At 39.2% G+C, this 21200-nt stretch carries 21 protein-coding genes; 5 read left to right on the forward strand and 16 right to left on the reverse strand.

The window, feature by feature from the left end:
• Positions 1-1095: a Nif3-like dinuclear metal center hexameric protein gene (locus QRD02_RS09285; RefSeq protein ID WP_290254666.1), complete on the reverse strand. Its 1095-nt coding sequence runs from the start codon at positions 1093-1095 to the stop codon at positions 1-3.
• A 103-nt stretch (positions 1096-1198) separates the two neighbouring features.
• Here QRD02_RS09285 and lpxK point away from each other — a divergent pair, with 103 nt between their 5' ends.
• Positions 1199-2206 carry a tetraacyldisaccharide 4'-kinase gene (lpxK, locus tag QRD02_RS09290; protein ID WP_290254667.1) on the forward strand — a complete coding sequence of 336 codons (1008 nt, stop codon included), beginning with the start codon at positions 1199-1201 and terminating at the stop codon, positions 2204-2206.
• A gap of 1 nt (position 2207) precedes the next feature.
• On the opposite strand, the gene QRD02_RS09295 is transcribed toward lpxK, so the two are convergent.
• The 6 genes from QRD02_RS09295 to QRD02_RS09320 all read right to left on the reverse strand — a co-directional run bounded on the left by QRD02_RS09295 (position 2208) and on the right by QRD02_RS09320 (position 8441).
• Positions 2208-4454, reverse strand: a complete 2247-nt coding sequence (locus tag QRD02_RS09295; RefSeq protein ID WP_290254668.1) for a response regulator — start codon at positions 4452-4454, stop codon at positions 2208-2210.
• A 29-nt stretch (positions 4455-4483) separates the two neighbouring features.
• Positions 4484-5482, reverse strand: a complete 999-nt coding sequence (gap, locus tag QRD02_RS09300) for a type I glyceraldehyde-3-phosphate dehydrogenase (RefSeq protein ID WP_290254669.1) — start codon at positions 5480-5482, stop codon at positions 4484-4486.
• Between the two features lie 15 nt (positions 5483-5497).
• Positions 5498-6370 (reverse strand): lipoyl synthase, encoded by an 873-nt coding sequence (gene lipA, locus QRD02_RS09305; RefSeq protein ID WP_290254670.1) that lies wholly within the window; start codon positions 6368-6370, stop codon positions 5498-5500.
• Positions 6371-6504: 134 nt separating this feature from the next.
• The gene (locus tag QRD02_RS09310) at positions 6505-7071 is read right to left on the reverse strand and encodes an RNA polymerase sigma factor (RefSeq protein ID WP_290254671.1); all 567 of its coding nucleotides are present in this window, start codon (positions 7069-7071) and stop codon (positions 6505-6507) included.
• Entirely contained in the window at positions 7062-8156 is a 1095-nt protein-coding gene (locus tag QRD02_RS09315; protein ID WP_290254672.1) for a glycosyltransferase, read from the reverse strand. Before QRD02_RS09315 ends, QRD02_RS09310 begins: the two co-directional genes overlap by 10 nt.
• 72 nt (positions 8157-8228) lie before the next feature.
• Positions 8229-8441: a membrane or secreted protein gene (locus QRD02_RS09320; RefSeq protein WP_290254673.1), complete on the reverse strand. Its 213-nt coding sequence runs from the start codon at positions 8439-8441 to the stop codon at positions 8229-8231.
• Positions 8442-8531: 90 nt separating this feature from the next.
• Here QRD02_RS09320 and QRD02_RS09325 point away from each other — a divergent pair, with 90 nt between their 5' ends.
• A complete protein-coding gene (locus tag QRD02_RS09325) occupies positions 8532-9155 on the forward strand; it encodes a fasciclin domain-containing protein (RefSeq protein WP_290254674.1) in 624 nt (207 codons plus the stop codon).
• Here the strand turns inward: QRD02_RS09325 and murB are convergent.
• Positions 9152-10165, reverse strand: coding sequence for a UDP-N-acetylmuramate dehydrogenase (murB, locus tag QRD02_RS09330; RefSeq protein ID WP_290254675.1), 1014 nt, complete (start codon positions 10163-10165; stop codon positions 9152-9154). The genes QRD02_RS09325 and murB overlap by 4 nt on opposite strands.
• Positions 10165-11355 (reverse strand): pyridoxal phosphate-dependent aminotransferase, encoded by a 1191-nt coding sequence (locus QRD02_RS09335; protein WP_290254676.1) that lies wholly within the window; start codon positions 11353-11355, stop codon positions 10165-10167. The genes murB and QRD02_RS09335 overlap by 1 nt, the downstream gene beginning before the upstream one ends.
• Before the next feature lie 127 nt (positions 11356-11482).
• Here QRD02_RS09335 and QRD02_RS09340 point away from each other — a divergent pair, with 127 nt between their 5' ends.
• Positions 11483-12799, forward strand: a complete 1317-nt coding sequence (locus tag QRD02_RS09340) for an aspartyl protease family protein (protein WP_290254677.1) — start codon at positions 11483-11485, stop codon at positions 12797-12799.
• A gap of 54 nt (positions 12800-12853) precedes the next feature.
• Here QRD02_RS09340 and QRD02_RS09345 read toward each other — a convergent pair whose 3' ends face one another.
• Positions 12854-13249, reverse strand: a complete 396-nt coding sequence (locus QRD02_RS09345; RefSeq protein ID WP_290254678.1) for a DUF1573 domain-containing protein — start codon at positions 13247-13249, stop codon at positions 12854-12856.
• A gap of 128 nt (positions 13250-13377) precedes the next feature.
• Here QRD02_RS09345 and QRD02_RS09350 point away from each other — a divergent pair, with 128 nt between their 5' ends.
• Positions 13378-16008, forward strand: coding sequence for a valine--tRNA ligase (locus QRD02_RS09350; RefSeq protein ID WP_290254679.1), 2631 nt, complete (start codon positions 13378-13380; stop codon positions 16006-16008).
• Positions 16009-16109: 101 nt separating this feature from the next.
• The gene (locus tag QRD02_RS09355; protein WP_290254680.1) at positions 16110-16352 is read left to right on the forward strand and encodes a hypothetical protein; all 243 of its coding nucleotides are present in this window, start codon (positions 16110-16112) and stop codon (positions 16350-16352) included.
• 1 nt (position 16353) lies between these two features.
• On the opposite strand, the gene QRD02_RS09360 is transcribed toward QRD02_RS09355, so the two are convergent.
• From QRD02_RS09360 to rsfS, 6 genes are all read right to left on the reverse strand, one after another.
• Positions 16354-16620 (reverse strand): acyl-CoA-binding protein, encoded by a 267-nt coding sequence (locus QRD02_RS09360; RefSeq protein WP_290254681.1) that lies wholly within the window; start codon positions 16618-16620, stop codon positions 16354-16356.
• Positions 16620-17270, reverse strand: coding sequence for a phosphatidylserine decarboxylase family protein (locus QRD02_RS09365; protein ID WP_290254682.1), 651 nt, complete (start codon positions 17268-17270; stop codon positions 16620-16622). The genes QRD02_RS09360 and QRD02_RS09365 overlap by 1 nt, the downstream gene beginning before the upstream one ends.
• Positions 17260-18093: a phosphatidate cytidylyltransferase gene (locus QRD02_RS09370; RefSeq protein ID WP_290254683.1), complete on the reverse strand. Its 834-nt coding sequence runs from the start codon at positions 18091-18093 to the stop codon at positions 17260-17262. Before QRD02_RS09370 ends, QRD02_RS09365 begins: the two co-directional genes overlap by 11 nt.
• Before the next feature lies 1 nt (position 18094).
• Complete coding sequence (locus QRD02_RS09375; RefSeq protein ID WP_290254684.1) at positions 18095-18706, reverse strand: LUD domain-containing protein; 612 nt, start codon at positions 18704-18706, stop codon at positions 18095-18097.
• A gap of 108 nt (positions 18707-18814) precedes the next feature.
• Entirely contained in the window at positions 18815-20770 is a 1956-nt protein-coding gene (ftsH, locus tag QRD02_RS09380) for an ATP-dependent zinc metalloprotease FtsH (protein ID WP_290254685.1), read from the reverse strand.
• A 15-nt stretch (positions 20771-20785) separates the two neighbouring features.
• Positions 20786-21157 carry a ribosome silencing factor gene (rsfS, locus tag QRD02_RS09385; RefSeq protein WP_272855708.1) on the reverse strand — a complete coding sequence of 124 codons (372 nt, stop codon included), beginning with the start codon at positions 21155-21157 and terminating at the stop codon, positions 20786-20788.
• Positions 21158-21200 lie beyond the last annotated feature (43 nt).

The raw sequence follows: 21200 nt of genomic DNA on the forward strand, positions 1-21200 counted from the left end.
TTATAAATAGCTAATAGGATTGGTATTTGTTTGTGATAAAAGGACTGCAAAATTAGTAATTTTTTTCTTAAGGAAAGAATGTAAAAGGGCTTTTGTGTATTGCTCACTTTCATAATGGCCAATATCCGCCAAAAGTATTGTGTTTTCAGCTTTAAAGAAATCATGATATTTTAAATCTGATGAAATAAATGCGTCCGCGCCAACACTTTTTGCCGCGTCTATGGCAAAACTTCCACTTCCGCCGAGTACGGCAACTTTTTTAATATGTTTTTTGAGTAATGCAGAATGCCGAACGCAATCCGTGTTCATGGTTTTTTTAATGAATTCTAAAAAATCTTGCTCCTTCATTGGCTTTTCAAATTCTCCAATCATTCCCATGCCCAAATGTTGGTTTTGATTTTCAAGTGTTGAAATTTCATAAGCTACTTCTTCATAGGGATGTGTTTCAAAGAGTGCTTTTAAAATATTGCTTTGAAGATGTTTTGCAAAGGTAATTCCTATTTGGGTTTCGGCTTCAAAATGGATTTTTCCTTTTTCTCCTATTACGGGATTTGAGGCGTCGTTGCCTTTAAAGCTGCCGCTTCCCGGAATATTAAAACTGCAATTTTCATAGTTACCAATATTCCCCGCACCTGCTGTAAATAAAGCATTCCGAACTTTTTCCGCATCCTTTGTCGGTACGAAAGTGACGAGTTTTTGAATAGCATCCTTTTGCGGAATCAATATTTTCCGATTCTTTAAACCGAGCTTTTCACAAATCATTGCATTCACGCCATTCCAGGAATTGTCGAGCGCGGTGTGGTTTGAAAATATGGCAATGTCGTGCTTAATTGCTTTCATAACTACACGTTCCACATAGGTTTTGCCTGTAATTTTTTTCAACCCTGAAAATATTATGGGGTGGAAGCTTACAATCAAATTGCATTTTTTCTGAATTGCTTCATCAACAACTTCTTCCAAGGTATCGAGCGTTACCAAAATGCCGGATACGTCTGCATTGGCATCACCGACCAGCAAGCCGGTATTGTCAAATCCTTCGGAATAGGCCAATGGCGAAAGTTCTTCGAGAATTGCAATAATTTCTTTTACCTTCATTTTTTCACTTTTTCAGTAAAGATAATGGTTTGCGTAATTTTTAGCCATTTCTATTTTATTTTTAAACCGACTTCATTTTCCGCGGATTTATTACTTTCGTTGAATGGATTTTCTACGAAAGTTGTTGTTTCCTTTTTCACTTTTGTACGGTGGTGTTACGGCGCTGCGCAATTTGCTTTATAACATTGGGATTTTACAGAGCAAAGGTTATGATGTGCCTATTATCTGCGTCGGAAATCTCTCCACCGGTGGCACGGGGAAATCGCCTATGATTGAGCTTTTGGTTTCTTTTTTGGAATCAGACTATCATTTGGCCATATTGAGCCGTGGATATAAACGTAAGACCACCGGTTACCGCGAGGTTTCTGAAAACAGTTCCGTGGCTGAAGTTGGTGACGAACCACTTCAATTTAAAAAAAAATTTCCCCGGGTTAAGGTTGCTGTTTGTGAGGATCGGCAAACGGGAATTGAGCAGCTTCGGCAATCTGCAGATGTAATTTTGCTGGATGATGCTTTTCAACATAGAAAAGTGAAGGCATCGCTCAATATTTTGCTCACCGCTTTTGACAGTTTGTTTAGTGACGATTATATGCTTCCTTCTGGAAATCTTCGTGAACCAAAGTGCGGCATGAAACGGGCCCACATTATTGTGGTAACAAAATGTCCGGAAAATTTGAGCAGATCTGAAATGGAAATTATTAAAGGAAAGCTGAAACCGAAGGCAGGGCAAGAAATTTACTTTTCAAAAATCGGATATAGTTCCGAGATAAAAAATGAATCGGGGTCAAAACCGTTGTCCTATTTAAGAAACCAGAAATTTACTTTAGTCACGGGAATTGCCAATCCAAAACCGCTGGTTGGCTTTTTGAAAAATGAAGAAATGGATTTTGAACTACATTCATTTCCCGACCATCATAATTTCAGCGATTCTGAAATTGAAGCGCTTAAAAAACATCCTTTGATTTTAACCACCGAAAAGGATTTTATGCGACTGCAACCACTAACGGCCGTGACGGAAATTCATTATTTGCCCATCCGGACGGTAATATTGTATGGAGCGGAAAATAGTTTTAAGACAAGAATTTTTCTGGAGCTCCCGAAGAAGAAATAAATTATTTTATCAAAAAGTCATTGCTGCGCAGCACTCTGTTTATTTTTTCAAAGAAATCTTCAGCCTTGAAGGGTTTTGGGATAAATTCATTGAAACCGGCCTTATAGAAATCTTCCAAATTTTCTTCAATGGTAATTGCGGTCAAGGCAATGATGGGTACTGTTTTGTTGAATTCTCGTATTTTCTTGGTTGCTTCAATGCCGCTAATTCCGGGCATATGGATATCCATTAAAATAATGTCGAAATCTTCCTCTTTTGCAAATTTTATGGCGTCCATTCCATTGTCAACCACCGTACAAACCATATTTTTCTTTTCCAGAATTTTTTTGGTGATCATTTGGTTGATTTTGTTATCCTCCACAATCATTACGGTTTTGTTTTCGAAAAGGGTATTTTCAAAAACAACTTCAATTTCATTCAAATTCGGTTCTACCGTGATGTTTTCTGCAATTTCGTAACCGATATTGAACCAAAATTTGGACCCTTCGCCCAATTTACTTTCAAGAAATATTTTGCTGCCCATAAGCTCCAGCAAGTTTTTTACAATAGAAAGGCCTAGCCCCGTGCCGCCATATTTTCTATTGATTTGAAGCGAGCCCTGTGAGAACGATTCAAAAATGGTATTTTGTTTCTTTTTGGAAATACCATCTCCCGTATCCTCAACTTCAAAATGAACTACTACCTTTTTCGCTGTTTTCTCAGCATTTTTTATACGCACCCAAATGTCCCCGTTTTCGGTAAATTTTATTGAATTGCTTATTAAATTAATAAGTATCTGTGAAATTTTTAGGGAATCGCCAATAACTTCAGTGGGCAGGGTGCTGTCAAATTCGTAATGCAAGGTATTATTTTTTGCTTCGGCCGATTTTTTTAGAGCCGTTAGCACGCCATCAATCCGTTTTTTCAAATGGAAAGGTACTTTTTCAATTTCTACCTTATTGGCCTCCAACTTGTTGAGGTCTAAAATATTGTTGATGAGCGAAAGCAGATATTCCCCCGAAAATTTTAGCGAATTTAGATGCTCCTTTTGTTCTGGTTTCGGATCTTCTTCCAAAAGTAGGTGCGTAAGACCAGTTACGGTGTACATTGGCGTCCGCAGTTCGTGTGTTATTGTTGAAAGGAATAAAGCCTTGGCCTGTGATGCTTTTTCGGCGTTTTCCTTTGCCTCTTGCAGTTCTGTGTTTTTGTCCTGCAATAGTTCATTTGCTTTCGCCCTTAAATTATTGTTTTTATAGAGTGAAAGGGTTAATAATGATAGAATAAGGATTAAAGCAATGCTTAGCCAGCCGGTAAGTTTGCCGAGAAAAAGTGATTTATCTTTCTTGGTCAAATCATTCTTTTGGCTGGCAATGGTCTGCTTCAAATCGCCAATTGCGGATTCGGCCTGAATACCGCGCTCAATGGCTCTTAAATGAATTTGCTTTAAAGAATCCTTTTGGTGCAGATAATATTTTAATTCTTCCTCTGCCTGGCCACTTTTTTTTTCGGCTATAAAAATTTGTGAATTGATGCGATGGTTTTCCACCAATAATCTTGTATATCCTTGTGAATAGGCAATTTCGGAAACCAACTTTTGAAGTTTTTTCGCCTCCACGAGAGGATGCGGATATTTGTCGGGATTTACAAGTGAAAGAGCATCTGCTAGATGGCTATAAACGGATGCTTCTTGATATAAAAGGCCCTGTTTTTTAAAGCCTTGGGCGGCCGTTTTGAAGGATTCAATGGCACTGTTATAATCGCCCTTTTGAAAAGCCAATAATCCTTTGCCATAAATAGTGTTTACTTGGCCTTTTGTGTCTTCAAGTTTCGTATAGAGGGAATCTGCTTTAGCCAGATACAATTGCGATTCGGAGTATTTTCGAGTGGAAATGAGAATTATTGCATAAAGGTTATAAACTTTGGCCAGCTTGTAATCATTTTTAAACTTTTCGGCATTTTTGATTGCCATTTGTGCCATTTCCGAGGCTTTTTCATAATATTCCAAGTTGTAGTAAAGCTCAGCAATGCTCAATTCAACCTCAGGTTTATAGCTTTTATATTTTGGCAACATTGCCAGCTTATTGGCATCATTCAGATTTTTTACGGCTTCAAGAAAATCTTCCCGTTCCAGAGCTTTTGTTGCATTGTATTGGAGTTGTTTTATGGCTACAATGGTATCCTTTATTTGTGTGGAAAAGGATTTAACTGAAAGCAGTAAACACAAAAAAAGGGGCAAGAAAATCTTGTATTTTAAAATCAGTTGGCGCATTGGTTGGTTTAAAGGGGCATTAAATATAGTTATTTCACTGAAATTCTTTCAATTAAATTTATAATTCTGGATGAGTAGCCAATCTCATTATCATACCAGCCAATTATTTTTACTAAGTTACCTACAACCGAGGTCATTCCCGCATCAAAAATACATGAGTGTGTATTCCCTATAATATCAACGGAAACAATAGGATCTTCGGTATATTGAAGAATTCCTTGCAGTGAATTTTCCGAGGCTTTTTTGAAAGTTGCATTAATTTGGTCAATTGTCACTTTCTTCTCAACATTCACGGTCATATCAGTCAACGAGCCATTCGGAACGGGAACGCGTATTCCGCATCCTCCAATAACGTGGGCAAGTTCCGGAAATATTTTAGTCAATGCCTTGGCGGCCCCTGTGGTCGTTGGAACAATGGATTGGCCCGCTGCCCGGGCACGTCGTAAATCGCGATGGGGTTGATCGTGCAAACTTTGGTCGGTTGTATAGCTGTGGACCGTGGTTATGTACGCCTGCTTAACCCCGCAAAGCTCATGGATGATCTTCAGCATTGGGGCGGCATTATTTGTGGTGCAGGAAGCGTTGGAAATAATACGGTCCTCCGAATTTATGATGTCTTCGTTTACGCCAAAAACGATGGTTTTTATATCATCTTCCAAAGGTGGCACTGATAATATAACTTTTTTACCTCCATTGTTTAAGTGATTTTCAAGCTGGGTTCTGCTTTTAAATTTGCCCGTGCATTCCACAACAACATCAATATTTCCCCAGCGGATATCCTCTATATTTTTTTCGGAAGAAAATCTTACCTTTTTTCCAGCAATGGCGATTTGGTTTTCAGAAAATATGATTTCATTTTTTAAAACCCCGTGAATACTGTCATATTTCAATAAATGTCCCAAGGTTCTGAAATCTGCCAAGTCATTCACCGCAACAACCTCAATAGAAGGATGGTCCAACAATAATCTGAAGAGATTGCGGCCAATGCGCCCAAAACCGTTAATGGCAACAGTTGTTTTTTTTTCCATTTTTAGAAAAGCGTTTTAGGTAAGATGTTTTTGGGCCTTATAGGAGCTGCGCACCAATGCGCCACTTTCCACATGGCGGAATCCCATTTCTAAGCCAATGGTTTCATATTTTTTAAATTGCTCCGGCGTGATAAATTCCTTTACCGGAAGGTGCTTTTTAGAAGGTTGCAGATATTGCCCAAGGGTTAGAATATCTAATCCAATGTTTTTTAAATCATGCATTGTTTGTAATACTTCTTCTTCCTTTTCGCCTAAGCCAAGCATAAGGCCACTCTTGGTTCGCGGCATCCCGGATTTTTTCAGATAATTCAAAACCTCCAAACTTCGCTCATATTTTGCCTGTATCCTCACTTCACGGGTCAATCTTTTTACCGTTTCCATATTGTGGCTCACAACTTCAGGCTTCACAGCAATGATTCGATCAATGTTTCGGGTATTTCCCTGAAAGTCCGGAATTAGCGTTTCCAATGTGGTTTGGGGATTCATCCGTCGTATTGCCTTAATGGTTTCGGTCCAAATAATGGAACCCATGTCCTTCAAATCGTCGCGATCCACAGAGGTAATTACGGCGTGTTTTATGTTCATCAATTTTATGGAGCGCGCTACTTTTTCGGGTTCCTCCCAATCTATAGTTTCCGGGCGGCCAGTTTTTACGCCGCAAAAACCGCAGGAACGGGTACAGATGTTTCCCAAAATCATAAAAGTTGCGGTACCTTCGCCCCAACATTCGCCCATATTGGGGCAACTGCCAGAGGTGCAGATTGTGTGAAGCTTATATTTTTCAACCACCCCACGAAGTTCAGTATATTTTTTTCCGGTAGGAAGTTTAACGCGAATCCATTTTGGTTTCGGTTCGGGTTTTTGGAGTTCCAATGTTTCTGTGCTCATAAGGGAAACAAAAGTACGAAAATCAAATTCGAAAAGAATAAAAGAACCGAGAACAAACATTGAAAATTCATACCCAGAAAAAGATAAGGGATAAGCAGTAAAATGATAAGATTTTTGGAAAAACCGAAACTCGATTAACTTTTCTGTGTAATAATTTCCGCCAATAGTTTTCTGGCGCGCAACAATCGTACTTTTACGTTATTTAAGGGCTCTTCAAGATTCTCAGAAATTTCGTTATAGCTCATTTCCTGAAAATACCGAAGATTTATTACCTCTTGGTAATGGGGTTTCAATTGTTTTATATACTGCAAAAGTTCCGCTAAGTTTTGCTCGGTTATCAATTTGTCCTCCGGCGTGGGTGAGTGGTCGGGAATTCTATGGACCTGTTCCTTGGAAGCATCGGTGGTATTGGAATAGATAGATGCGTTTTTTTTGCGCGTCCTGTCTATTTGAATGTTTTTTGAAATAGTCACCAGCCAGGTAGAAAAAGTGTATTTTTCGTCAAAAGTTACGATTTTATCGAATGCTTTTGCAAATGTTTCAATAGTAATATCCTCGGCTTCGTGCTCGTTCCGAACTCTTTTTAGTTGAAATCCGAACACCTCGTTCCAATAATAATCCAACAAAAACTTGAAAGCGCCCTGTTTTCCTTTTTTCGCCTTTTGAATTTGATGCGCTATTTCTTCCGAAGTTATTTCCATCGCGAGTTTTTTTCGCTGCTGTTGGAAATAAAGATACTTAATTGCGTGAAGATTAAAAATATTTCATACAATGGAATATAGGCAATCAAATCCTGCTCCCGCAGGTTTTTGGCGGCGTTGCCTAAAATGAGATATTGAGTACTAATTCGTAATAAAAAAATTGCGAGCCCAAAACTCCAATAATCAGTGCATAAACTAATCGGGGCCAACACCCAAAACAGGAGATTGGTCAAAAAAAATAGTCCTAAAACAAGACGATGTTTAGGCTTATAAAGTTTTGCCGTGCTATAATGCCGCTTTTTTTGAAGGTGCCATTTTTGCTTCTTTTTCTTCGGATAGGAATAGGTAAAGGCTTCCGGTTCTATGGCAATTGCTACGTTTTTGGCAGTGGCGGCCTCGTTCACAAAAAGATCGTCATCGCCGGAAGGTACTTTTATGTGACTCATAAAACCTTTATTTTCGTAATAAAGATTAGAGGTATAAGCTAAATTTCGGCCCACGCCCATATATGGATTTCCTGCCTTGGCGTATGAAAAATATTGCACAGCCGTCAAAAAAGTTTCGAAACGGATTAGTTTATTCAAAAATCCGGCTTGTTTTTCATATGCGCCATAACCCAGCACCAATTGTTTTTCATCAGAGAATTTTGACGTCATTAATCCTAACCAATCTGCCGAGGCGGGATAACAATCTGCATCGGTGAAAATTAGTCGCGTGTTTTTTGCGCGTTTAATTCCCAGGGTCAGGGCATATTTTTTATTGGCCCAAAAAGCCTCGTTGTTTTTTACGTTAACAATTTGAATACGCGGATCCTTTTCAGCAAATGCTTCCATAACTTCCAAAGTTTCATCAACGGAAGCATCATTTATGAGAATTATTTCAAAACTAAAATACCGTTGTTGCTGCCACTGCGGGATATGTTTCTTTAAATTTTCAGCTTCGTTTTTGGCACATACAATTAATGATACCGGAAATTTCTCAACAATCTTTTTTTCCGAAGGTTTTAAAAAAGCAATTTTCGAGAAGAAGAAATAATAAGCACAGTTTATCAGCGCTACAGCGCCGAAAACGTATAGTAACACCATAAAAATTTACGATTGTAGATGGACAATTGTAGGTTGGATTTGTTCGTGGTATGGGATTTTATTTTCTGGCACTTATTGCTTCAGTTGGTGGCTATCCTCAGCACAATTTTCAAACTGGTCCGGAGTTTTTCCGCAAAAACCACAGGCTTCGCCTTCCTGATTTAAGAATGGACTTTGGCTGGCGCAGGTTCCGGCAAATTTTCCATCCTTTTTTGCCCATAATTTTATAGCTATTCCGGCAACGGCAATTAATAATAAAGCCAATGTAATTAATAGAAGTTTCATGTCTTTTATTTAGAGTGCAAAAATACAATCTTTATCATTGTTTTGCTTGGAATTTAAGTATTTTTAGCCCCACTTTTAAATAATTTAACCATGCCAAAAACAATATCTTTTTTAATCCTTTTATTCCTAATTCTCACAACATTTTCGTGCAAAAATGATACACTTGAAAGCGCAGAAAGTAAAATTGAAACAACTGCAGAACCAGAAAGTAAAGCGCCCGTAAAAAGGGCTCCCAAAAAGGATTTGACCGCCGAGGATATTGCCATAATAAAGAGTGTTATGTCCCGGATAATGACAGAGCCGCAGCTAAAAAAATATGCAAGTTATCTGGTAACCGCAGAAATGGGAACCATGCTTTCAGAGGAAAAAGGGCCATTTACCATTTTTGCTCCCACAAACCTAGCCTTGGGTACTCTTTCAGGTGATAGAGCGCGATTTTTTGCTTCCCCGGAAAATAAACCAAAATTGGAGGAAATGTTAAAAAGTTATATAGTTCCCGAAAAAATTGATACCGAAGCGCTCCTAAAAACCATTGCTAAAAACGGGAGGGCAAAGCTAAAAACCATTGACGGCCAAACACTAATAGCCACAAAATCTGGCGAAGAAATTATTATTTCCAACGGTATGGGCACTTCAGTCAAAGTAATAAAAGGTGGTATTGAAGCCTCCAATGGGGTGGTTTATGTTGTGGATGGGTTATTGCCGACAAATTAAAAAACATTCACTTCCGGGTCAATAAAAATTCCGGTTAATTCCTTTACTTTTTTTTGGATTTCCATCGCCAGTTTCCAAATTTCCTGGCCGGTGGCGTTCCCATAATTTACCAAAACCAGGGCCTGGTTTTTGTGCACGCCCGCATCACCGAAACGTGTGCCTTTAAATCCGGCGTTTTCAATTAGCCAGCCAGCGGGAATTTTAAATTCATTTGGGGAAACTTCATAAAATGGAGCTCCCGGAAAATTTCTTCTAAATTCCTGAAATGTTTCTGCGTCAATCACTGGATTTTTGAAAAAACTGCCACTGTTTCCCAGCACTTTTGGGTCGGGAAGTTTTGATTGTCGAATGGCAATCACCGCTTCTGAAATATCTTTGATTGTGGGTTTTTCAATATCTTTTTCAGCTAATATCTTTTGAATATCGCCGTAGAAAACACTTATTCTATGATTATTTTTTGTTAGCCGAAAGGTTACACTGGTGATAATATATTTTCCCTTTGCCTCATTTTTGAAAATGGAATTTCTATATTCAAAAGCGCATTCTTCCTTGGTGAATTCTCTTTCTTTAAAGGTTTCAATTTCAGCTGTGCGGCAGCTTTCAAAAGTGTCTTTCAGTTCAACACCGTAAGCTCCAATGTTTTGGATGGGGGCCGTGCCAACGTTTCCGGGAATCAACGACAGGTTTTCCAAACCGCCAAAGTTGTTTTCGATGCAATATTGAACAAACTCGTGCCAGTTTTCACCGGCCATTGCCTTTACTAAAACTTCGGTTTCGGTTTCTTCAATTATTTCAATTCCCTTTAAATTTATGTGAAGCACAAAAGCGTCCAAATTCCCGGTGAGCAACATATTGCTGCCGCCGCCCAGAAGGAAAAGTTCTTCGGAAGGTTTTTGTGATAGTACTTGTTTCAGTTCATCAACAGTTTCAACTGAAACAAAATAGCGGGCGATGCAATCTATTCCAAAGGTATTGTATTTTTTGAGCGATTTGTGTTCCTCAATTTGCATCAATCCTTATATTTTTGAAGCGCTATTTTTAGGATTTCCACCGCTCGAATAAGGCTCTCCTTTTTCAAAACATATGCAATGCGAACTTGGTTCAAACCCACTCCCGGACTGGAATAAAAGCCTGCTGCCGGAGCGACCATAATAGTCTCGCCATTATCGTCAAATTCTTCCAAAAGCCATTGCGCAAAGGCGTCACTGTTTTTCACGGGAAGTTGCACGATACAGTAAAATGCTCCTTTTGGTTCGCCAACCTGCACGCCGGGAATGGCCTTTAAAGCAGCGACCAACGTGTTTCTGCGGTCTTGATATTCTGTAATTACTTCATCAAAATAACTCTGCGGCGTTTGTAAAGCAGCTTCGCTTGCAATCTGGGCGAAAGTTGGCGGACTCAATCGCGCTTGGGCGAATTTTAGAGCGGTAGCTATAACCTGCTTATTTTTTGAGACCAAACAGCCTATTCGCGCGCCGCACATACTATATCTTTTCGAAACCGAATCAATTATAATTCCGTTTTCTGCCAAACTTTCCTCTTCAAGAATGGAGTAATGTTTTGAGCCGTCGTATGTGAATTCTCTATAAACTTCATCGGCCACCAAAAAGAGATCGTGTTTCTTTACAATTTGTGCCAACGACTGTATTTCTTCTTTTGAATAAAGGTATCCCGTGGGATTTCCCGGATTGCAAATAAGAATTGCCTTGGTTTTTGGGGTAATCAGTTTTTCAAATTCCGAAATGGGAGGTAGGGCGAAATTGTCTTCAATTTTAGAAATAACGGGTACAATCTTAACGTCAGAAGCAGTTGCGAAACCGTTGTAGTTTGCATAGAATGGCTCGGGAATAATTATTTCATCATCCGCATCGGCAATACTTCCCATTGCAAAAAGCAAGGCTTCGCTTCCGCCAGTGGTAACGATAATATCATTTGCTTCCACCGGAATATTATTTTTATGATAATATTTCGCAATTTTTTCGCGGTACTCCTGAGAGCCTTCGGAACGGGTATAGGCAAGAATTTCCAAATGGTGATTTGCCACTGCCTCCATCGCGATTTCAGGCGATTTTATATCCGGCTGCCCTATGTTGAGGTGGTAAACGGTTTTGTTTGCTTTATAAGCTTTTTCGGCGTACGGAACCAATTTTCGGATGGGTGATTCCGGCATGTTTTTTCCTTTGTGAGAAACTGAAGGCATAATAAAAATATTTGCCGCAAAGTTGCAAAATATATTTATAATTCCACTGCCCCGTTATAACATTCACCTTTTTTTTATATCTTCAAAAGTTTTTCAATTTAATCCTCAATAATAATTGCGCAAGTCTTTGATTTTGCTTATTCTAGTTAGCTTTTGTGCCGGTGTTTCGGCACAATCTGGCTTCTTTTTGCAAGGCGGTAAAAAAAAGGATCGAATCCCGTTTCGATTGGTAAACAATCTGCCAATAATTGAGGTTGAAATAAATGGCACCCCTCTATCCTTCATTCTTGATACCGGCGTTAAATCTACAATTTTATTTAGTTTGGAGGCGGCCGACAGTGTTCAACTACGTAATACCTCGCCGGTGCAGTTACAGGGCTTGGGCTCTGGCGGCGCAGTTGAGGCACTAAAAAGTTTAAACAATAAAGTAAAGGTTGGCAATGTTCTGGATTGGGATCACGAACTGTATATAATTTTTGATAGCTCCCTCAATTTTTCACCCCGAATGGGAATTCCAATTCACGGTATTCTGGGAAATGAATTTTTTCAGAATTTCATTGTGAAGATCAGCTATTCTTCAGAATCCATAACCGTTTTTGATCCGAAAAAATATCCATTGAAATCATGCAGAAAATGTGAGGATCTTCAATTGAATTTTGTTGGGAGCAAACCATATATTTCCTTAGAAGTAGTTTCGGGAGAAGAGATTGAGGAAGTAAAATTGCTGGTTGATTCGGGTTCCAGTGATGTTATTTGGCTATTTGATGATTATGATTTTATAAAGGAAACCCCGAAAAATTATTTTAAGGATTTTTTGGGGCTGGGGCTTAGCGGAAATATATATGGCAAGCGCGCCCAAATTCCGGAACTTCGAGTTGGCCGATATACTTTAAATGAAGTAAATACCTCCTTTCCGGAAGAAGACGCCATTTTAAAAGCTAGATATTATCAGGATCGTGATGGTAGTGTTGGCGGTGGATTTTTAAATAGGTTTACGGTTACTTTTGATTATGGAAATAAGGTTGTTCGCTTTAAGAAGAATCATAAATTCAATGACTCATTCAATTATAATATGAGTGGATTAACCATTGAACATCAGGGTATGGAACTGGTAAAAGAGGAAAGACAAGCGGCGGTAAATTCTAACAAAGCAAATGAAAACGATAATTTTACACGAAACAGCGTGTCCATTACCACTGAAGTTCATTTTACCTTGGTCCCAAAATATGTTGTGGCCGATGTTCGTGAAGGTTCTCCTGCTGCCTTGGCGGGAATTGAGAAGAACGATGAAATAATAAGCATTAATGGCAAACCTAGCCATCAATATGAGCTTTACCAGCTAATAGAAATGTTCTCTACCGATGAAGGAAAACGAATTTATATTGAATATAGAAGAGGGTCGTTAACAAATAGAGTAAAAATTTTTCTTAAAAGTGTATTCTAAAAAAAACCGGTCCAAACATTCGTTTGGACCGGAGTATCTTTAATGGAAATTTATTTAACTTTTTTCCAACACACTGCTGGATTCACCCATTACTTCACCTTTAATTTTTAAGGCTACCATAGGTTCACTGGCGTTGGAATATACAGTAACGGTCTTTCTAATTGGACCCACTCGATTGGTGTCATATTTCACCTCAATAGAGCTACTGGCTCCTGGAGCAATAGGGCCATTCGGTTTTTTCGGGACAGTGCAGCCACAGCTTGACTTAACGTCACTAATAATAAGTGGGGCGTCACCAGTATTTGTAAATTCGAAAACACGAACACCATCACTTCCTTTTGCGATACTGCCGTAATCCACGGTGTCTTCCTTAAAACTAATTTTGGCTTGTTGCGCCTGCGCGGTAAATCCGATAAAGGCAACTAGAGCCATAAGAGCTAATTTTTTCATGATTTTGTGGTTTTAATGATTGCTAAAGTAGATAACTTTTGAACAACAAGCAAAATATCTTATTCACTTTTATTATCCTTTAGATATATTTACTTTTGCAACACATTTCTCAAATACCAGACCAAAGTATGGCTTTAGCTACAAAATATAATGCAAAAGAGATTGAAAATAAATGGTATAGCTACTGGATGGAAAACAAATATTTCCATTCAGAAGTTGACGATAGAACGCCATATACCATCGTCATTCCACCGCCAAATGTTACCGGAGTTTTGCACATGGGCCATATGCTTAACAATACGTTGCAGGATGTTTTGATCCGTCGTGCACGGTTGCAAGGGTTTAACGCCTGTTGGGTGCCGGGTACGGACCATGCTTCCATTGCAACCGAGGCTAAAGTAGTAGCAAAATTAAAGGCGGAAGGTATTGATAAATCCACACTTTCCCGCGAACAGTTTTTAGAGCACGCCTGGGAGTGGACCCACAAACACGGCGGAATTATACTGGAGCAGCTTAAAAAATTAGGTGCCTCATGCGATTGGGATCGAACAAAATTTACGATGGACGAAGAAATGTCAGCCTCCGTAATCAAAGTTTTCGTTGATTTATACCGAAAAGGAAACATCTACCGCGGTTACCGAATGGTTAACTGGGATCCGCAAGCTAAGACTACTCTTTCCGACGAAGAGGTTATTTATGAAGAAAAACAGGGTAATCTCTATTACCTAAACTATAAAATTGACGGCAGTAGCGATACTTTAACAATAGCAACCACACGCCCCGAAACTATTTTGGGAGATACTGCAATCTGCATCAACCCCAGTGACGAGCGATTTGCACATCTCCGTGGCAAAAAAGCAATCGTTCCCGTTTGCAACCGTGTTATTCCCATTATTGAAGATGAATACGTAGATGTGGAATTTGGTACCGGATGTCTAAAAGTTACTCCGGCCCACGATGAAAATGACAAAATGCTGGGCGATAGGCACAACCTAGAAATTGTAGATATTCTAAATGACGACGGTTCCCTAAACAGTTTCGGTCTTCATTATGAAGGAAAGGATCGTTTTGTGGTGAGAAAAGAAATCATAAAAGAGCTCGAGGAAATGGGTGCAGTTTTAAAAATTGAAACCCATATGCACAAGGTTGGCACAAGTGAAAGAACAGGCGCGGTGATTGAACCGAAACTAAGCGACCAATGGTTTCTAAAAATGAAGGAACTTGCGCAGCCGGCTTTAGATGCCGTGCTGGAAAAGGATGTAAATCTTGTTCCGGAAAAATTCCTAAACACCTATCGCCATTGGATGGAAAACGTTCGCGATTGGAACATCTCCCGACAACTTTGGTGGGGCCAGCAAATTCCAGCCTATTTTTATGGCGATGGAAAGGAAGACTTTGTAGTTGCCGAAACGATTGAAGAAGCGCTTCAATTAGCAAAAGAAAGGACCAACAACCAACAACTAACCACCAGCAACCTAAAGCAAGATCCCGATGCCCTCGACACTTGGTTTTCATCCTGGCTGTGGCCCATCAGCGTTTTCAATGGAATTTTGGAGCCAAACAATAAAGAAATAAATTATTACTACCCAACTAATGATTTGGTTACTGCTCCCGAAATTCTATTTTTTTGGGTTGCGCGAATGATTATCGCGGGCTATGAATATAGAAACGAAAAGCCTTTCACCAATGTGTATTTAACTGGAATCGTGCGCGACAAGCAGCGCCGCAAAATGAGCAAATCCTTAGGCAATTCCCCCGATCCCTTGGAGCTAATTGAAAAATATGGCGCCGATGGTGTGCGGGTGGGAATGCTTTTAAGCTCGCCCGCCGGAAACGATTTAATGTTCGATGAGGATTTGTGCAAACAGGGGAGTGCTTTCGTAAATAAAATATGGAATGCATATAGATTAATCAATGGTTGGGAGGTTGATATCGAAAAAGAGCAATCGGAAAGCGATGTTATCGCCATAAAATGGTACCGAAGCAAATTTAAAAAAACACTTGCCGAAATTGAGGACCATTACAGCAAATACCGTATTAGTGACGCGTTGATGGCCACCTATAGGTTGGTGTGGGACGATTTCTGTTCATGGCTGTTGGAAATGGTAAAACCACCTTTCGGAGAAAAAATATCTGAAAAAACCTATTTGGAAGTCATTTCACTTTTGGAAGATAATCTTAAAATTCTGCATCCATTTGTGCCATTTGTTTCAGAAGAAATCTGGCAGCACATTGCCCAGCGCGATATTTCTGAAGCGTTGATTATTTCGGAATGGCCGAAAACTGAGCGTTTTGATGATAAAATCATTAAAGATTTCGAATTTGCTTCCGAAGTAATTTCAGGAATCCGCACAATTCGTAAAGAAAAGAACATTTCATTTAAAGAAACCATGGCACTGTCAGTGCTTAACAATGAAAATTTTTCAAAAGCTTTTGATGCCGTAATTTCCAAATTGGGAAATATTTCAGAATTGAACAATATTTCTGAAAAACTGGATGGGGCTCTTACTTTCCGCGTTAAAAGCAACGAATATTTCATTCCTATTGCGGGCGCTATAAACGTGGAAGAAGAACGCGCAAAACTTTCCGAAGAATTAAAATACACTGAGGGTTTTCTAAAAAGTGTGCAAGGCAAGCTGAAAAACGAACGTTTTGTGAGTGGCGCGCCCGAGCAAGTAGTGGCTTTGGAAAAGCAAAAAGAGGCAGATGCACTCGCCAAAATTGAAACGCTGAAGGCGAGTTTGGTGAACCTTCGGTAAATTATACTGCCGTTAAAAATTCTTAATTTGTTGTAAATCAAGGTTAATTGTTATCTATTAAAATATTTTTGCCCTTAACTTGTTCGGAAATTTGAACAATTATGGATCAAGCAAAGTATAATGAAATGGAAAAGATGCTCCATAAACTGGAGGACATTAAAAACAGTCAGAAAAGTATTATCGACAAAATAAACCACGTAATTACTGACCTCTTCCAACATCCGGATAAGGATTTGGAAACAGCAATGGAAGAGGCGCATGAGCGGGCATCAGAAAATGTGGAGCGAATTCGGGAGGCGATCGAGGATTATGAAATAAAGTTTAATAAAGCGCAGCAGTCCTAATTTATTTTCTATAAAGAAAATATTGGTTTACCGCCTCAATGTAGAGTTGTTTAGCTTCATCTTCAGAAAGTCCCCGGGTTTGGAAAAGCGCGTTCGTTTTAAAAGCAGATATGTGGGGTTTGCCGCCACTGGGAATATCGGCATCATTTGTGGCTCGCTTATAATAAGCGTAAAGCCGCAACAAAATGTCAGCGGGAAACGGCTCGGTGTGCTCATTTATGCTTTGCACGGCTTTTCTAAATGCAATTTCGAGCTCTTCTGATGTCATTACTTTTCGGCAATTATGGAAATTCCACCTTTCACTTTTTGATTTAGTGCGACTTTAATATTAGCGTCGAGTGGAAGAAAAATATCCACTCGGGATCCAAATTTTATAAAGCCACTGTCCGAAGCCTGTTCCACTTGTTGGTTTACTTCGGCATAGTTTACAATTCGCTTTGCCATTGCCCCAGCAATCTGGCGAAAGAGAACGTCTCCAAAAGATTTATTATTTACTACTACTGTTGTTCGTTCGTTCTCCTCTGAGGATTTTGGATGCCACGCCACTAAAAATTTACCCGGATGGTATTTGCTAAAAACTACTTTTCCGCCCACGGGATATCGGGTTACGTGCACATTTATGGGACTCATAAAGACTGAGACCTGCAATCTTTTATCATTAAAATACTCTGGTTCAAAAACCTCTTCAATCACCACGACTTTTCCGTCAACCGATGAAAGTATAGTGTCCGGTTGGACCAAAAAGTTGCGCTTTGGATTTCTGAAAAATTGAAGTATTAATAAAAGCAGTATTATTAATGAAATTATAATGCCGCCGCGAAGGGTTGTATTATCTATGAACACATTCGCCAATAGGCTTAGCCCAATAACAATTACCAGCGCTATAAAAATAATTTTAAAACCTTCTTTATGAAACATTGTCAACAATTAATAAAAATGCATAAATAAACGGACTTGCATAAATAATGCTATCCAATCGGTCATACAGGCCACCATGTCCTGGCATAATAATGCCACTGTCTTTCACCCCAGCTTGTCTTTTGAATTTTGACTGGATCAAATCCCCAATGGTTCCAAAAATCGATATCAATATGGCGAGCGACACCCAAATCCAAAGTGGGTAACGTTCGGCGTCCATGGGAATAAAATTCTCCAGCACCTTAAAGATAACAAATCCCGCCATAACAGCACCGATCATGCCACCCACAAAACCTTCAATGGTTTTTTTTGGTGAAATGCGTTCCAAAAGTTTATGCCTTCCCAGATTTTTACCAACCAAAAAGGCAAATGTGTCATTACTCCAAACCAGTATAAAAACTGCAACAATCAATTCTGGTTTGAAGGGACCGTCAATATCCATGATTGGTATAAGCGTAAGAAAAACGAACCCGCTGATAATGTAGAATACGACAGTGATATATTTTTTCTTCTCGAACATTGGGATTTTGCTGGTCCAAAGCACATCCTTTAAAAGAAAGAGATTCACGAAGCCACTTAAAATCAATAGAAGATACACGGCATTGTCGGCAAAAACGTCATAGCTCAAAAAATAAAATGCCGCAGCAAGAAGGAAGTAGGCTAGATAACTGGTTAAATGTACGAGCTTTAAATATTCACTTAAAGTAATGACGGCAAGTACGAAAAAAAGACCCATAAACCACTCGCGCGAAGTGAACATTGCAAAAATGATGATCGAAATGTATAATACGCCCGATATGGTGCGCACAAGAATTTCCTTCATATTATAAGTCTTCCAGTAGCAACAAATATAGGTTTTTTGTGCTACTTCCATAACTCATAAAATCCTTTTCTTTTTCGGTTTCAAAGTCTTGAATGGTAGTAATGTTACTCGGAATGTAACCGGAACTTTGGTTTTTAATTATCCGTAAGCCTTCACTAATGGAATCAACAATTTGGCTTGTTGTTGCGAAAATAATAATGTTTGCAGGAAGCTCATTCAGTTTCTTTTCCTTTATTTGGTTTGAAGAAAGCAGGATTGAACCGTTGTTCGAAACTAAGGATTCACAAGATGAAAGAAAAAATTTGGAATCCGATTTTTTGGTAAAGTTGAGGTTGAAGCCATCAAATTTTTGGGAAAGCAAATCGTTCACGCAAAAAACATCCTGCTCGTACCAATCATTTTCCAACATAATATTGTCAAATGCTTCGCTTACTTCCTCCCAATTCTCGCAATAAATAAATTTGCCACCGTTATTTTTGAAATTATAGGTGAATTTTTCGTCAATGGGAAGTTTCTGTTCGGGATAATAAGTGCTGTGATCGGCTTTCTCGGCACGTTTGGCCTTCTCTTCCGACTTATAATTAGGGTTTAAAAGTCTTTTAAATAGACTCATTTATAAAGAATTGAGGAGTTCAAAATCTGTTATACCTCAAATATATAAAATCTATACTGAAGTTGTTACCAAAAAAGTTTTATTATGAATTCAAAAAAGTGGCAACAATTATGTTGTTGCCACTCTGGTTGCTGCCTCTGGTGTCTCGAACGGACGATCACCAAAAATACTTTGAAGGTTGTCCTTAAATATCACTTCTTTTTCTAGCAATACGTTCGCTAATTCTGTCAATTTATCCTTGTTTTCTTCCAGAATTCTTACAGCACGTTCGTATTGTTCCTCGATCAATTTTGAAATTTCCTTATCTATTAGTTCGGCGGTTTTTTCGCTATATGGTTTGCTGAAGTTATATTCCGATTGACCGCTGCTATCATAATAGGTTAAATTCCCTATCTTTTCATTTAAGCCATAAATGGTGACCATGGCTCTCGCTTGTTTTGTAACTTTTTCAAGGTCACTCAAAGCTCCCGTTGAAATTCGGTTGAATATTACTTTCTCCGCTGCTCGACCTCCCAGTGCTGAGCACATTTCGTCTAACATTTGTTCTGGGTGGATAATTAATCTTTCTTCGGGTAAATACCAGGCAGCGCCCAATGATTGTCCACGAGGCACAATGGTTACTTTTACCAAAGGGGCAGCGTGCTCGAGCATCCAACTAACCGTTGCATGACCGGCTTCGTGAAAGGCGATGGCACGTTTTTCGTCCATTGTCATTATTTTGTTTTTCTTCTCAAGCCCGCCCACAATTCTATCAACGGCATCTAAAAAGTCTTGTCTTCCAACAGATTTTTTACCGTTTCGGGCTGCTATCAGCGCTGCTTCGTTACAGACATTTGCGATGTCTGCTCCAGAAAAACCTGGCGTTTGCTTTGAAAGAAAATCGGTGTCAAGTTCTTCGTCTTTTTTGATTGGGCGCAAATGCACTTCAAAAATTTCCTTGCGCTCGCGAACATCCGGAAGGTCCACATAAATCTGTCGGTCAAAACGGCCGGCGCGCATCAAAGCTTTGTCCAAAACGTCTGCACGGTTGGTTGCCGCAAGTACGATTACATTGGTATTGGTTCCAAAACCGTCCATTTCTGTCAGAAGCTGGTTTAAGGTATTTTCTCGTTCATCATTGCTTCCCGAGAAATTATTTTTACCGCGGGCGCGGCCAATGGCGTCAATTTCATCAATAAAAATAATGGCGGGCGATTTGTCTTTCGCTTGTTTAAAAAGATCACGCACACGTGAAGCTCCCACACCCACAAACATTTCCACAAAATCAGAACCCGAGAGTGAGAAGAATGGAACTTGTGCTTCGCCTGCTACTGCTCTAGCCAACAAGGTCTTACCTGTTCCGGGAGGTCCTACCAATAAGGCGCCTTTCGGAATTTTACCTCCAAGAGATGTATATTTATCTGGCTGTTTAAGAAAATCCACAATTTCTTGGACCTCTTCCTTAGCACCTTCTAATCCTGCAACATCTTTAAAAGTGGTTTTTACGTCAATTTTTTCATCAAAAAGCTTTGCTTTGGATTTACCAATATTAAAGAGTTGGCCACCTGCACCGCCGCCGGCACCGGATGACATTCTACGCATAATGAAAATCCAGATTGCAATAATGATAACGAACGGTAAAACGCCCATTAGTATATCGCCCCACACGTTATTGTCGGTTTCAAAATTCAAGGGAGTAGTAAGGCCATTTTCAGCCTTTATTTCCTGAAAATCTTTTTGAAAAAGCTGAAGGTCCCCAAATTCAAATTCATAATCTGGGTCATTCTGGCCTGGAGATAAAAATGAAGGAGTGTTCTCTTTTTTAGAATGGACTTCCTTCTGTTTCGCAGCATCCGTCAAATAAACTTTTGCAATTTTTTTATTGATGATGTCTACTTTTTCAACATCACCATTTTTCAAAAATTCCTCAAATTTTGCCTGGTTCGTTTTTTGAGGTTGCGACCAACTGCCACCACCAAATATCTGAATGGCAAAAAACAACATTATTATTGCCGCATAAATCCAGTAATAATTAGGTCTGGGCTTTTTGGAATCGTTCTTTTTATTTTTATTTTCTTCGGCCATATGGCATTTTCCTTTTTAGTGTGTTGTTTCTATTTTAACCGATTTTGCATCGCCCCAAAGTCCCTCAATATCATAAAACTCGCGAATGTGCTTTTGAAAAACGTGCACAACCACGTGCACATAATCCATTAGTATCCACTCCGCGTTATCGCTGCCCTCAACGTGCCACGGTTTTTCCTTTAAAGCCTTGCTTACTGATTTTTGAACGGAATTCACAATGGCATTTACCTGTGTGTTGGAAGTTCCATTGCATATTATAAAATAGTCACAAACGGTATTTTCTATATCTCTTAGGTCAAGAATTTCAATATCATTGCCCTTTACATCTTCAATCCCTCTTATTATTTGAGCAATAAGTTGATCTGGTTCTGCTTGTTTTTTCTGCATTAATTATTTTTCTTTTCTTTTTCGCAAAGTTATTACTTTTTTG

Origin of the sequence: Aequorivita aurantiaca (assembly GCF_030410135.1) — a bacterium.
Taxonomy (GTDB): Bacteria; Bacteroidota; Bacteroidia; order Flavobacteriales; family Flavobacteriaceae; genus Aequorivita; species Aequorivita aurantiaca.

Bases quoted from the DNA above. Each gene is read 5' to 3' on its own strand.
- QRD02_RS09285 (WP_290254666.1), bottom strand. From the start codon at position 1,095: ATGAAGGTAAAAGAAATTATTGCAATTCTCGAAGAACTTTCGCCATTG.
- lpxK (WP_290254667.1), top strand. From the start codon at position 1,199: ATGGATTTTCTACGAAAGTTGTTGTTTCCTTTTTCACTTTTGTACGGT.
- QRD02_RS09295 (WP_290254668.1), bottom strand. From the start codon at position 4,454: ATGCGCCAACTGATTTTAAAATACAAGATTTTCTTGCCCCTTTTTTTG.
- gap (WP_290254669.1), bottom strand. From the start codon at position 5,482: ATGGAAAAAAAAACAACTGTTGCCATTAACGGTTTTGGGCGCATTGGC.
- lipA (WP_290254670.1), bottom strand. From the start codon at position 6,370: ATGAGCACAGAAACATTGGAACTCCAAAAACCCGAACCGAAACCAAAA.
- QRD02_RS09310 (WP_290254671.1), bottom strand. From the start codon at position 7,071: ATGGAAATAACTTCGGAAGAAATAGCGCATCAAATTCAAAAGGCGAAA.
- QRD02_RS09315 (WP_290254672.1), bottom strand. From the start codon at position 8,156: ATGGTGTTACTATACGTTTTCGGCGCTGTAGCGCTGATAAACTGTGCT.
- QRD02_RS09320 (WP_290254673.1), bottom strand. From the start codon at position 8,441: ATGAAACTTCTATTAATTACATTGGCTTTATTATTAATTGCCGTTGCC.
- QRD02_RS09325 (WP_290254674.1), top strand. From the start codon at position 8,532: ATGCCAAAAACAATATCTTTTTTAATCCTTTTATTCCTAATTCTCACA.
- murB (WP_290254675.1), bottom strand. From the start codon at position 10,165: ATGCAAATTGAGGAACACAAATCGCTCAAAAAATACAATACCTTTGGA.
- QRD02_RS09335 (WP_290254676.1), bottom strand. From the start codon at position 11,355: ATGCCTTCAGTTTCTCACAAAGGAAAAAACATGCCGGAATCACCCATC.
- QRD02_RS09345 (WP_290254678.1), bottom strand. From the start codon at position 13,249: ATGAAAAAATTAGCTCTTATGGCTCTAGTTGCCTTTATCGGATTTACC.
- QRD02_RS09350 (WP_290254679.1), top strand. From the start codon at position 13,378: ATGGCTTTAGCTACAAAATATAATGCAAAAGAGATTGAAAATAAATGG.
- QRD02_RS09355 (WP_290254680.1), top strand. From the start codon at position 16,110: ATGGATCAAGCAAAGTATAATGAAATGGAAAAGATGCTCCATAAACTG.
- QRD02_RS09360 (WP_290254681.1), bottom strand. From the start codon at position 16,620: ATGACATCAGAAGAGCTCGAAATTGCATTTAGAAAAGCCGTGCAAAGC.
- QRD02_RS09365 (WP_290254682.1), bottom strand. From the start codon at position 17,270: ATGTTTCATAAAGAAGGTTTTAAAATTATTTTTATAGCGCTGGTAATT.
- QRD02_RS09370 (WP_290254683.1), bottom strand. From the start codon at position 18,093: ATGAAGGAAATTCTTGTGCGCACCATATCGGGCGTATTATACATTTCG.
- QRD02_RS09375 (WP_290254684.1), bottom strand. From the start codon at position 18,706: ATGAGTCTATTTAAAAGACTTTTAAACCCTAATTATAAGTCGGAAGAG.
- ftsH (WP_290254685.1), bottom strand. From the start codon at position 20,770: ATGGCCGAAGAAAATAAAAATAAAAAGAACGATTCCAAAAAGCCCAGA.
- rsfS (WP_272855708.1), bottom strand. From the start codon at position 21,157: ATGCAGAAAAAACAAGCAGAACCAGATCAACTTATTGCTCAAATAATA.